The sequence below is a fragment of the Methylibium sp. genome (genome assembly GCF_031393925.1).
Classification (GTDB): Bacteria; Pseudomonadota; Gammaproteobacteria; order Burkholderiales; family Burkholderiaceae_C; genus Methylibium.
In genome coordinates, this window is record NZ_JANMWL010000219.1 from 1 (window position 1) to 11,578 (window position 11,578).

At 69.1% G+C, this 11,578-nt stretch carries 8 protein-coding genes and 2 pseudogenes; 4 read left to right on the forward strand and 6 right to left on the reverse strand.

What is annotated here, in order from left to right; translation table 11 throughout:
* Positions 1–237: 237 nt before the first annotated feature.
* Positions 238–879, reverse strand: a pseudogene (locus tag RMO12_RS11560) (glycosyltransferase); the annotation flags it as partial.
* 396 nt (positions 880–1,275) lie between these two features.
* On the opposite strand from RMO12_RS11560, the gene RMO12_RS11565 reads away from it, so the two are divergent.
* Positions 1,276–1,680 (forward strand): GFA family protein, encoded by a 405-nt coding sequence (locus tag RMO12_RS11565; protein WP_309626885.1) that lies wholly within the window; start codon positions 1,276–1,278, stop codon positions 1,678–1,680.
* A 68-nt stretch (positions 1,681–1,748) separates the two neighbouring features.
* On the opposite strand, the gene RMO12_RS11570 is transcribed toward RMO12_RS11565, so the two are convergent.
* Positions 1,749–2,372 (reverse strand): M48 family metalloprotease, encoded by a 624-nt coding sequence (locus tag RMO12_RS11570; RefSeq protein ID WP_309639400.1) that lies wholly within the window; start codon positions 2,370–2,372, stop codon positions 1,749–1,751.
* 314 nt (positions 2,373–2,686) lie between these two features.
* On the opposite strand from RMO12_RS11570, the gene ychF reads away from it, so the two are divergent.
* Together ychF and RMO12_RS11580 are read left to right on the forward strand one after the other, a co-directional pair.
* Positions 2,687–3,781 (forward strand): redox-regulated ATPase YchF, encoded by a 1,095-nt coding sequence (gene ychF, locus RMO12_RS11575; RefSeq protein ID WP_309639401.1) that lies wholly within the window; start codon positions 2,687–2,689, stop codon positions 3,779–3,781.
* Between the two features lie 231 nt (positions 3,782–4,012).
* Complete coding sequence (locus RMO12_RS11580) at positions 4,013–4,225, forward strand: type II toxin-antitoxin system prevent-host-death family antitoxin (RefSeq protein WP_309639402.1); 213 nt, start codon at positions 4,013–4,015, stop codon at positions 4,223–4,225.
* A gap of 16 nt (positions 4,226–4,241) precedes the next feature.
* On the opposite strand, the pseudogene RMO12_RS16005 reads toward RMO12_RS11580, so the two are convergent.
* Positions 4,242–4,292: pseudogene (locus RMO12_RS16005) on the reverse strand (hypothetical protein); the annotation flags it as partial.
* A gap of 200 nt (positions 4,293–4,492) precedes the next feature.
* Between RMO12_RS16005 and RMO12_RS11585 the strand changes: the two are divergent.
* Positions 4,493–7,738: a CHASE domain-containing protein gene (locus RMO12_RS11585; protein WP_309639403.1), complete on the forward strand. Its 3,246-nt coding sequence runs from the start codon at positions 4,493–4,495 to the stop codon at positions 7,736–7,738.
* A 113-nt stretch (positions 7,739–7,851) separates the two neighbouring features.
* On the opposite strand, the gene RMO12_RS11590 is transcribed toward RMO12_RS11585, so the two are convergent.
* The 3 genes from RMO12_RS11590 to RMO12_RS11600 form a co-directional block, all read right to left on the reverse strand.
* Complete coding sequence (locus RMO12_RS11590) at positions 7,852–9,234, reverse strand: sensor histidine kinase N-terminal domain-containing protein (RefSeq protein ID WP_309639404.1); 1,383 nt, start codon at positions 9,232–9,234, stop codon at positions 7,852–7,854.
* Positions 9,234–9,971, reverse strand: coding sequence for a response regulator (locus tag RMO12_RS11595; protein ID WP_309639405.1), 738 nt, complete (start codon positions 9,969–9,971; stop codon positions 9,234–9,236). The genes RMO12_RS11590 and RMO12_RS11595 overlap by 1 nt, the downstream gene beginning before the upstream one ends.
* A gap of 123 nt (positions 9,972–10,094) precedes the next feature.
* The gene (locus RMO12_RS11600) at positions 10,095–11,270 is read right to left on the reverse strand and encodes an acyl-CoA dehydrogenase (RefSeq protein ID WP_309639406.1); all 1,176 of its coding nucleotides are present in this window, start codon (positions 11,268–11,270) and stop codon (positions 10,095–10,097) included.
* Positions 11,271–11,578 lie beyond the last annotated feature (308 nt).

The window sequence follows — 11,578 nt, forward strand, 5'->3', positions numbered from 1 at the left end:
AGCGCCGCGCGCTTCAGCAGCAAGCTCTGCGGCGGTGAACTGTCACTCTTTCGCGCGGTACTCGGTGATGGCGTGTCCGTCGAGCGATTCGAATACCTCCACAGCGGTGACCGGCGCTGTGCCTACCGTATTTCCAGTCTGAAATTCCCCTCGACATCGTCAAGCTCAGCTTAGGGCGTGTTAACACAACCGCAGTCCATCGGCTATCAGCGCGAAGCTGATGAATCCGAGGACGTCGTCGATCTTGGCCGCGATGCGCAGCGGCACACCGCAGGCGATGGCAATCTCAATCGCGCGGTCGACCCGTTTCTCCGGCGAGATGCGCCCGAGGAAGGCGAAGTAATCGCCCGGCTCGGGCTGCAGCCGGTGCAGGTGCTCGGGCAGCCCGTGGTGGACGGTGGCGCGCCAGTTGGCGCCCGCCAGCGGCATGCGCTGGCTGTCGGAAATGGAGACCAACGCCAAGTCGGTGAACTCGCGGTACAGCGGCGCGAGGTCGGGCAGGTCCAGCCGGCCATGCAAGGTGGTCACCGAAGGGGTCGCGCAACGACGCGCCAGCGGGAAGTGCAGGAAGTCGACGTGGAAGTGGATCACGTCGAACTGCTCTGCGGTTGCGAACAAGCGCTCGAGCATCAGCGTGTGCCAGACCAGCCAGTCCGGGCGTCGGCAGTCAAGCCGCAGGCTCTGCTCGACCACCGGCACCAGCCGCGCCCGCGTCACCGAGTCGCCACTGGCAAACAGCGTCACCTCGTGCCCGGCCTCGACCAGCGCCTCGGTCAAGTAAGAGACGACGCGCTCGGTACCGCCGTAGCCCTGCGGCGGAACGCTTTCAAACAGGGGCGCGACTTGCGCGATTCTGAGTGCCGGAGTTTTAAGGGTCATCCACGGCAGCAGCAAGCAGCGCACCTTGGACGCGGTGTCGGTCGGCCTCGTCGCGGCGCGGACGCGGCGGCGCTTTTCCGGTGCAAGCCGTGGGAAGTGGCCGGGTAGAGTTCAGCGATGAGCCGCCGTGCGATGAATGCGGGACGACCGCGACCCGCTCCATGGCGTCTTCGCAGACGCGGGGTCGTTCGAGCGCCGCACGGCATGCCGGCGGCGAACGCGCTCGCCGATGGCTGCTTCGAGTGCATTTTTTGCAGCAAGCGCACGGCGGTGCAGCCGGCCGATCGCGCCCGCCCGAGCCGATGCTCGATGGCCGCGGACGCGCGGCTCATCTGCCCGTAAGTACCAGCGCCGCGTGACCCGATCTTGCGCAAACGTGTTGAACCGGAGACTTTCATGCTGAGCGGCGGCTGCCTGTGTGGCGCAGTGCGCTACGAAATCGACGGCGAGCTCGGGCCCATCGTGCTGTGCCATTGCGGCCAGTGCCGCAAGGCGCAGGGCTCGGCCTTCGCGGCGGTGGCGCCGGTGCCGGCGGCGCGGTGGCGCTTGCTCTCGGGCGCCGAGCAGTTGGTGTCGTATGAATCCTCGCCCGGCAAGTGGCGCAGCTTCTGCGTGCGCTGCGGCTCGCCGATCCACAGCCGTCGCGATGCGCTGCCGGCCGCCTTGCGTCTGCGCGTCGGCACGCTCGACGCGCCGCTCGGGCACGGGCCGGTGGCGCACATCCATGTGGCCTCAAAGGCCGATTGGTGGGACATCACCGACGACCTGCCCCAACACGCCGGCATCGAACCTGGGCGCTGAGGGTCGCGCACGCTCGGACGCGCGCCGGGCTCGGTGCGCAGCCCAGCGTCAAGCACGGGGCGACGGACTCATTGCGTCAAGGCGCGCAGGTGCGCAACGCGCTTTCGCGTGCCCGGGTGGGTGGCGGTGTCGTTGACCATCGGCAGGGTGTGAAACAGCGCCAGCGCCGTCTCCCGCGATTCACCGACCCGCGCGAGCACGCTCCAGGCATAGGCATCCGCCGCGTATTCCTGCTCGTGCGCCAGCGCCGAGGCCTCGCGGCCCAACGCGCCGGCCACCGCGTCGGTCTTGTGCTGCACCACCTCGTCGGGAATGTGCTTCTGGAACAGCCGCCCCATGGCCGACCAGTGGCCGTGCGCGACGTGTCCGAGTTCGTGCGCCAGCACGAACAAGCGCTCGCCTTCGCTCAGGTCGGCCAGCGAGACATTGACCACGATGATGCGGCCGAGCAGGCATTCGGCCACCTTGGAGCCGCGCACGACCTGCAGCCTCACCTTCACGGGCAGCGTCACGAGAGGAAGCAGGCGCTCGAAGCTGCGCTGCACGCGCTGCGCCTCGGGGCTGCCGGGGTCGGCCAGTTCCAGCGCATCGAGCTGCTGGTGTTGCGAGCGGTCCAGCACGTCCAGAATGTCTTCGCCGCACCAGACGGGCGGAGCGGCGAAAACAAACAAGGCCAAGAGGGCAGCGCGCATGGGCACCTCCGTTGTGCTGGTCTCCCGATACATCCGGGTTTCCACTGAACTAGTGCAAACGGCGTGCCAGTTTGAGACAAGAATTCGGGATTCCCGCAAATATTTCTACTAAAAGCAGGGCGGCGTTCGTCCACCAGCCCCTAGGCAAGCCCTCGGTCGGCGTCGCGTGTACCCACCGGGACGCCGCTGCGGCCTGGCCGGCGGGCGCCATCCGGCGGCTGTGGCGTCCGATGGCGCCGCTAAAATCGCCGCCCACACGCCTTGCGCCGCCCGAGCGCAGCAGCGCGCTGCACCCCACTCGAAAGCCTTTTGCCATGAGCCTCAAATGCGGCATCGTGGGCCTGCCCAATGTGGGCAAGTCCACTCTTTTCAATGCGCTGACCAAGGCCGGCATCGCGGCCGAGAACTACCCGTTCTGCACCATCGAGCCCAACGTCGGCATCGTCGAGCTGCCCGACCCGCGCCTCGCGGCCCTGGCGGCGATCGTCAAGCCCGAGCGGGTGCTGCCGGCGATCGTGGAGTTTGTCGACATCGCCGGGCTGGTGGCGGGGGCCAGCAAGGGCGAGGGCCTGGGCAACCAGTTCCTCGCGCACATCCGCGAGACCGACGCGATCGTCAACGTGGTGCGCTGCTTCGACGATGAAAACGTCATCCATGTGGCCGGCAAGGTGGACCCGCTGTCCGACGTCGAGGTGATCCAGACCGAGCTGTGCCTGGCCGACCTGACCACGGTCGACAAGACCTTGCAGCGCTCGCTCAAGGCCGCGAAGTCGGGCAACGACAAGGAGGCCGCCAAGCTGGTCGACGTGCTGCAGCAGTGTCACGATGCCTTGAACGAGGCGCGGCCTGCCCGCAGCATCGCGTTCAGCAAGGAGCAGCTCGCCATCCTCGCGCCGCTGTGCCTCATCACCGCCAAGCCGGCGATGTTCGTCGGCAACGTCGACGAGGGCGGCTTCGAGAACAACCCCTACCTCGACAAGCTGCGCGCCTACGCGGCATCGCAAGGCGCGCCGGTGGTGGCGATCTGCGCCAAGACCGAGGCCGAGCTGGCCGACATGGCCGACGAGGACAAGCTCATGTTCCTGGCCGAGATGGGGCAGGACGAGCCGGGCCTCAACCGCTTGATCAGGAGCGCCTTCACGCTACTCGGGCTGCAGACCTACTTCACCGCCGGCGTGAAGGAAGTGCGCGCCTGGACCATCCACGTGGGCGACACCGCGCCGCAGGCCGCCGCCGCGATCCACACCGACTTCGAGCGCGGCTTCATCCGCGCCCAGACCATCGCCTACGCCGACTTCATCGCCTGCAAGGGCGAGCAGGGCGCCAAGGAGGCGGGAAAGATGCGCGCCGAGGGCAAGGAGTACGTCGTCAAGGACGGCGACGTGTTGCACTTCCTGTTCAACGTGTGAGCCGAAGGGACGGGATCACGACAGTTCCCGTTCCGCGCCATGAAGCCACGTATTTCCCTGATTCCCGGGTTTCTTGCTGATGGCGGCTTCACAGCGATCGCGCCACCCAACCCACTCGGCGGGGGCGGCAAGCCCGAGACGCCAACGAAGCCATTGACCCCGGACTTTGCATCGATCTAGCTAGCTAGCTAGATATAGTTTGACGCGTGCGAATTGAGAGAGGTGGGCTCCATGACTCCCATTGCATTGTTCGAGGCGAAGAACCGGCTTTCGGAATTGATCGACCGCGTGCAGGCCGGCGAGGAGTTCGTCATCACGCGTCGCGGCAAGGAGGTCGCGCGCCTTGCGTTGCCCGAGGCCAGCGACGCCGGGCAGCGCGCCAGTGATGCATCAGCACGAAATCAAGCTCGCCAACCTGGCGCGCACGCATCAGCTCGGCGGTGACTTCCGCGCGCGTGGACGGTCTGCCTTGTGTCTCGGCTGCAGCAGCCACGATGGCGAGGGCGGCCACGACGGGCAGGACGGCGAGGGTCGCGAGCGCACCGCGAGCGCGGTGCCGGCAGCCGCAGCAACGCGCGGCGACGCATGCACGGTGGGCGCCGCGCCTCGACCGCAGTGGCTCGCCGGGCGGCCATCGTGCCCGTGGCGACCGATACGTTCTACCGCGCAGGGTCGCTTGTTGAATGCCGGTGGTAGGCTGTTTCCCGCACCATGGTCGCCTCGCACGCCCGCGCGTCCACTGCGCCTTCAACCACCGACAAGCCCGAAGCGCCGGCCCCCCTGGCGGTACATGCGGGGATCGCCCTCGCCTATGCGGTCGTCGGCGCGGTCGCGCTGTTGCTCACGGCCACGCCCGGCTATGCGTCGCCGCTCTTTCCGCCGGCCGGCATCGCGCTGGCCGCCGCGCTGGTGTACGGCCGGCGCGCCTTGCCGGCGGTGGCGCTCGGCAGCCTGGGTGTGCAGGGCTGGCTGTTCTTGCAGCGCGGCCACGGCACCGCCAACGAACTGACCGCGCTGGCGTTGGCGCTGGCGATCGCCCTGGGCGCCGCGTTGCAGGCCGGCTTCGGCGCCTGGCTGGTGCGACGCACGGTGCAATGGCCATTGACGCTCGACCGGCCGATGGCGGTGACACGCCTGTTCGCGCTCGGCGGGGCGCTGGCCTGCACGCTCAACGCCAGCAGCTCGAGCGCCGCGCTGTGGCTGACCGGGGCGGTGCCCGCCGGGCAAATCGCGACCACGTGGTGGACGTGGTGGGGTGGCGACACGCTGGGCACCATCATCGCCACGCCGGTGGTGCTGACCTTGATCGGCCGCCCGCGCGAGGCCTGGCGCTCACGCAGGCTGACCGTGGCGCTGCCACTGGCGCTGGCCATGCTGTTGCTGGGCGGCGCGATCGTCCAGGTGGCGCGCTGGCAGGAGCAACGCAGCGAGGCCCGCTTCGAGCGCGACGCTTCGCATGTCAGCCGCAACCTCGAGCTGCGGCTCAATGCCCATCTCGACGCGCTCGAAGGCATGCGCGGCGTCTACATCGCCTCGCAGGAGGTGGACGCCGAGCAGTTCGCGCGGGCCAGCGCGCCGTGGTTGCGCAAGTTGCCGGGCGCGCAGGCGATCGGCTGGCACGAGCGCGTCGCGCGCGCGGACCTCGGCCGCTTCGAGGCGCGCGTGCGCACGCAGGGACCGAGCGACTACCGCGTGTTCGACCGCGACGCCGTCCTGACGGCGTCCGACACCGAGGTGATCGCCATGCGCCACATCCAGCCGCAGCGCGGCAACGAGGGCGCGCTCGGCTTGAATGCGCTGTCGGTCGACGCGGCACGCCGGACGATCGCGCGCGCACGGCTCGTCGACATGCCGCTCGCGACCACGGCGTTTCGTTTGACGCAAGAGACCGCACAGCAACTCGGCGTGGTGGTGTTCCAGGCGGTGCGCCGGCCCGACGCACCGCCTGAGACCGCGCTGCAAGGCCTGGTGTTCATCACGCTGCGCATGGACGACACGCTGGCCGCGCTGCCGCAGGGCACACACGGCTATCTGCAGGTTTGCCTGATCGACACCGAGGCGCCACCGTCGATGCGCCGGCTCGCCGGGCCCGCGGCCTGCGCCGAGGAAGATGACGGCGCGGCGCTGTCGCAGCATGTGGCGATGCCGTTCGCCGGCCGCGCCTGGGAGCTTCGCATCCGCGCGCCGCACGGCGTGCCGCCGGTCTCGCGCGGCCTGCTCGCGAGCGACAGCGGCACGGCCTGGCTGTTGGCCATCGCCGGCCTGGCGGCCACCGGCCTGCTCGGCGCGTTGCTGCTCATCGTCACCGGGCGCGCGCGGCTGACCGCGAGCACCATGGCCGAGCGCACGCGCCAACTGGAGCACGAAGTGGCCGAGCGTCGCTCCACCGAGCTCGCACTGCGCGAGAGCGAGCAGAGCTTTCGCGGCATTTTCAACACGGTGCCGATCGGCATCGTCTACACCGACCTGCAAAGTCGCATCCAGCATCCCAATGCAGCGTTTTGCACGATGACGGGCTACAGCGAGCGCGACTTGCTGATGCGCTCGGTGATCGATCTCACCCACGAAGAAGACCGTGCCGGCGACCTCAGCGCGCGCGCCGACCTGTTGGAAGGGCGTCGCACGCGCTATCGGCGCCGCAAGCGCTACGTGACCCGGGACGGGAGCGTCATGTGGGGCGACGTCACGGTGAGCCTGTTGCGCAACGAGCGCGGCGAGCCGCACCGCCTGGTCGGAGTCCTCGAGGACATCAGCGAACGTCTGCATCTGGAGCAGGCGCACACCGCGCGCGAATCGGCCGAGACGGCCAACCAGGCGAAGAGCGTTTTCCTCTCGCGCATGAGCCACGAACTGCGCACACCGCTCAACGCCATGCTCGGCTTCGCGCAGCTGATCGACCTCGACCAGGGCGCCACGCTCGCCGAACGCCACCGCGTCTGGGTCGGCCAGATCCAGCAGGCCGGCTGGCACCTGCTGGAGATGATCAACGATGTGCTCGACCTGTCGCGCATCGAGTCGGGGTCGCTGCGCCTGGCCCCAGAACCGTTGGCCCTGGAGCCCTTGATCACCGCGTCGCTGGCCCTGGTGGAGCCGCAGGCACGCGCGCAGGGCGTCATGCTGACGCGCACGCGCGCGGCGCACCCGCCGGTGCGTGTGCTGGCCGACGCCACGCGCATGAAGCAGATCCTCACCAACCTGCTGAGCAATGCGGTCAAGTACAACCGCCCGGGCGGCGAAGTGCGCATCAGCACGCGCTGCATGGAGCCGGTGGGCGGCAGCGGCGCGCTGCTCGAGCTCGACGTGAGCGACTCCGGCCAGGGCATGAGCGCCGAGCAGCTCGCCCAGCTGTTCCAGCCCTTCAACCGCCTGGGGCGCGAGCGCGGTGCCGTCGACGGCACCGGCATCGGCCTGGTGATCGCCAAGCTGCTGGCCGAGCGGCAGGGCGGCTCGCTGCGGGTGGCAAGCGCCCCCGGCGTGGGCTCGACCTTCACGCTGGTGGTGCCGCTCACCACCGAGCCGCAGGCGCCCAGCGTACACGCCGCGCTCGAGGAGATTGACTCCGACTACCACCGCCGTCAGGTGCTCTACATCGAGGACAACGAGATCAACGTCGAGGTGATGCGCGGCATCCTGGCGCAGCGCCCGCAGGTTCAGTTGGAGGTGGCCACGACCGGTCTGGACGGGCTGGCCCGGGTACGCACCGCGCCGCCCGACCTGGTGCTGCTCGACATGAACCTGCCCGACATCGACGGCATGGCGTTGCTGGAGCACCTGCAGGCCGATGAAACCACGGCCGACATCGCCGTGGTGGTGGTGTCGGCCGACGCGCTGCCCGAGCAGATCGCCGCAGCGCTGGCCGCGGGCGCCTCGCGCTACCTGACCAAGCCAGTGGCCATCGACGAAGTGCTCGCGGTGATCGACGAACTGCTGTCGAAGCTGACGACGCGTTTCGGCTAGCGCTGCAGGCGCTGCGCGGCACCGCAGCGCAGCGCAGCCCGCTCCTGGCGCACCCTTTTGCGCTGCCGATGGTTTGACCGCGTGGGCGGCGCCTTTGGAAAAGGCCGACAGGCTCACGCGGCGGGAAACGTCACCCGCACGCGCAGCCCGCCGCCGTCTTCGGCATCGAGCAGCGTCACGCTGGCGCCGTGCGCCAGGGCGATGTCGCGCACGATCGCCAGGCCCAGGCCGCTGCCCGAGCCGGCCGAGCCGGGCAGGCGGTAAAAGCGCTCGAACACACGCTCGCGCTCGGCGCCGTCGATGCCGGGCCCGTTGTCCTCGACCTCCAGCACGGCCCGCGCGGCGCCCGGGCCGTCGATGAGCGCGGTGCGCACCGTGATGCGCGCCGGGTGCTCGGCGTCACCGGCGTACTCCAGCGCGTTGTGGACGAGGTTGCCGAGCAGCTCGCCGAGCAGGTGGCGGCGCCCGCGAAGCCAGGCCGATTCAAGCTGGAAGCCGAGGTCGGCGCCGCGCTCGAGCGCACGCGGCACCCAGTTCTGCGCCGCGTCCTGCGCCACCGCCTTGAGATCGACCGGCTCGGCGCCGCCCGGTTCGCGGCTGCTGGCCTCGGTGCGGGCCAGCATCAGCAGCTGGTCGGCCAGGCGCGCGACGCGCTGCGCGGAGCGGTGCATGCGCACCAGGGTGGCGTGGACCGCGGGCGGATGCCCCTCGAGCAGCGCCAGCTCGGACTCGGTGCGCAGCGCGGTGAGCGGTGTGCGCAGCTGGTGGGCGGCATCGGCGATGAAATGACGCTGGCGGCTGGCATCGACCGCGACGCGCTGCAGCAACTGGTCGATCGCATCGACCAGCGGTTGCACTTCAGAGGGCATGCGGCCGCGGCGCAGCGGTCGCAGGTCGTCGAGCGAGCGCTCGGCCAGCTGTTCGTTGACGCTGGCGAGCGGGCGCATCGCCACACTCACGACCCGCCAGATGGCCAGCGCGAGGAGCAATGCCCCGCCGCCGGCCAGCAACGCGGTGATCCACACCGACGCCAGGCGTGTTTGTTCCCGCTCGCCCATGGTTTCGGCCACACGCACCTGACAGGCACCTGCGCCGCACTCGACCGCATGAACCGCCATGCGCAGCGGCTGTCCGCCCAGTTGTGTGTCGAGCAGGCGGCGCTCGCCGCGCTGCAGGCCGATCAACGGCATGGCGAGCGGCGCATCGCCGGCCACCCACTGCCCGTTCGGGCCGAGCACCACGTAGTAAACGGTGTCGCTGCCAGCGGTGGTGCGCAGCGATCGCTCGGTCTGCTCGCTGAGGTCGAACTGCGGCTCGCCGTCGCGCATGTGCACGAGGTTGCCCAGGGCGAGCGCCCAGTCGCTGAGCGAGCTGTCGTAGGCGGCGCTGGTGCGCTGCAGCTGGCCCCGCACGTCGAAGAAGAACCTCAGTGGCACCACCAGGGCGATCACCAGGACCACCCACAGCATCAGCGTGGCCTTGAGGCTCTTGAGCATCAAGGCTCGGCGCTGGCAGGCGCCGGAGCTTCTTCGACCAGGTAGCCGAAGCCGCGCACCGCGCGGATGCGCAGGCCGGCCGGCTCGATCTTGGGGCGCAAGCGCGACACGTAGACCTCGACGGCGTTCTCCGACAGCGCGTCGTCCCAGCCGCTGATGGCTTGCAGGATCTGCTCCTTGCCGACGACGTGGCCGACACGTCCGAGCAGGTACTCGAGCACCGCCCATTCGCGCGCCGACAACTCCAGCGCCTGCTCGCCGATCCAGGCCCGGCGCGCCTCGAGGTCCATTCGCAGCGCGCCCATCGCGAGCACACTGCCCTGGCGGGCCTGGTGGCGGCGCGTGAGCGCGCGCGCGCGTGCAATGAGTTCGACCAGGGCAAAGGGCTTGACGAGGTAATCGTCGGCGCCGATCTCGAGGCCATGCACGCGGTCTTCGACGGCGTCGCGCGCGGTCAGCACCAGCACCGGCAAGGTAGAGCCCTGTTGGCGCACCCGCTTGAGGGTCTCGAAGCCGTCGATGCCGACCAGGCCGATGTCGAGGATCAACAGGTCGTAGGGGTCGGACTTGACCGACGCGGCAACCGGCTCGCCACGCGGCGTGTGGTCGACCACCCAGCCTTGCGAGCGCAGCGCACGCGCGGTCGATTCGGCCAGCGCCGGGTCGTCTTCCACCAGCAGGATGTGCATTGCAGACGGCGTGGGCGTCGACGCGAACGCGCGGGAAGGCGGGGTCATGGGCTCACCAAAGGTGCGTCGATTCACGCCCGGACTGTAGCGCGCAGCGCGCGCCGCCAGCCCCGTGCGCAGTGCCGCGCGGCGTGCATCCTGCAGGGCGTGCCGGCACGCCGAAACCGCAACTCAGCAAAAGGCCTGGAGGCCGGTCTGCGCGCGCCCGAGGATGAGCGCATGCACGTCGTGCGTGCCTTCATAGGTGTTGACCACCTCCAGGTTGACCAGGTGGCGGATCACTCCGTACTCGTCGGAGATGCCGTTGCCGCCGAGCATGTCGCGCGCCACGCGGGCGATGTCGAGCGCCTTGCCACAGGAGTTGCGCTTCATGATCGAGGTGATCTCGACCGCGGCGCTGCCCTCGTCCTTCATGCGGCCCAGCCGCAGGCAGCCCTGCAGGCCCAGCGTGATCTCGGTCTGCATGTCGGCGAGCTTCTTTTGCACCAGCTGGTTGGCCGCGAGCGGTCGGCCGAATTGCTTGCGCTCGAGCACGTACTGGCGCGCGCGGTGCCAGCAGTCCTCGGCCGCGCCGAGCGCGCCCCAGGCAATGCCATAGCGCGCGCTATCGAGGCAGGTGAACGGGCCCTTCAGGCCACGCACCTCGGGGAAGGCGTTCTCTTCGGGCACGAACACCTTGTCCATCACGATCTCGCCGGTGATGGAAGCGCGCAGCCCGACCTTGCCGTGGATCGTCGGTGCCGACAGACCCTTGGCGCCCTTGTCGAGGATGAAGCCGCGGATCTGGCCACCATCGTCCTTGGCCCAGACCACGAACACGTCGGCGATCGGCGAGTTGGTGATCCACATCTTGGCGCCGCTGAGCTGGTAGCCGCCGGCCACGCTCCTGGCGCGCGTGACCATGCTGCCGGGGTCGGAGCCGTGGTCGGGTTCGGTCAGGCCAAAGCAGCCGATCCACTCGCCCGTGGCCAGCCTGGGCAGGTACTTCTGTTTCTGCGCTTCGGTGCCGAAGACGTCGATCGGCACCATCACCAGCGAACTTTGCACGCTCATCATCGAGCGGTAGCCGGAGTCGACGCGCTCGACCTCGCGCGCCACCAGGCCGTAACAGACGTAGTTCAGGCCCGCGCCGCCGTAGGCCTCGGCGATGGTCGAGCCGAGCAGGCCGAGTGCCCCCATCTCGCGAAAGATTTCAAGGTCGGTGCTGCCGTTGCGAAACGCCTGCAGCACCCGCGGCGCCAGCTGGCCCTGGCAATACTCGCGCGCGGCGTCACGCACCGCGCGCTCGTCGTCGCTGAGCTGCTGCTCGAGCAGCAGCGGGTCGTCCCAGTGGAATGCAGCCGCCATGTGTGTCTCCTTGAAGCGTCCAGTTTATGGGCCGAGCGGGCCTCGACAAGAACGCGCCATCGCGCCCCGCGGCGGCCCATCGCCGGGGTCGGTCGCCGCTGCCCTCTGCACGACCGGGCACGTTGCGTGCTCGGTGCCGTGATGGAAGGTGACGTTTTCAACCCACGAATCGGACACCTTATCTGTACGTTAGCGTGCGCACGCTCTTTCCACGAGCGCTGTTTTTCTTGAATCTGCACTCATCGAATGTGAGGTTCGTTCATCACAGCCCACTTTAGCACTCGAAATGTCCGAGTGCTAAAATTGCC

What these genes read in the sequence shown, in the direction of transcription:
- RMO12_RS11600 (WP_309639406.1), bottom strand. Translation starts at nt 11,270, where the DNA reads ATGGCGGCTGCATTCCACTGGGACGACCCGCTGCTGCTCGAGCAGCAG.
- RMO12_RS11595 (WP_309639405.1), bottom strand. Translation starts at nt 9,971, where the DNA reads ATGACCCCGCCTTCCCGCGCGTTCGCGTCGACGCCCACGCCGTCTGCA.
- RMO12_RS11590 (WP_309639404.1), bottom strand. Translation starts at nt 9,234, where the DNA reads ATGCTCAAGAGCCTCAAGGCCACGCTGATGCTGTGGGTGGTCCTGGTG.
- RMO12_RS11570 (WP_309639400.1), bottom strand. Translation starts at nt 2,372, where the DNA reads ATGCGCGCTGCCCTCTTGGCCTTGTTTGTTTTCGCCGCTCCGCCCGTC.
- RMO12_RS11565 (WP_309626885.1), top strand. Translation starts at nt 1,276, where the DNA reads ATGCTGAGCGGCGGCTGCCTGTGTGGCGCAGTGCGCTACGAAATCGAC.
- RMO12_RS11585 (WP_309639403.1), top strand. Translation starts at nt 4,493, where the DNA reads ATGGTCGCCTCGCACGCCCGCGCGTCCACTGCGCCTTCAACCACCGAC.
- RMO12_RS11580 (WP_309639402.1), top strand. Translation starts at nt 4,013, where the DNA reads ATGACTCCCATTGCATTGTTCGAGGCGAAGAACCGGCTTTCGGAATTG.
- ychF (WP_309639401.1), top strand. Translation starts at nt 2,687, where the DNA reads ATGAGCCTCAAATGCGGCATCGTGGGCCTGCCCAATGTGGGCAAGTCC.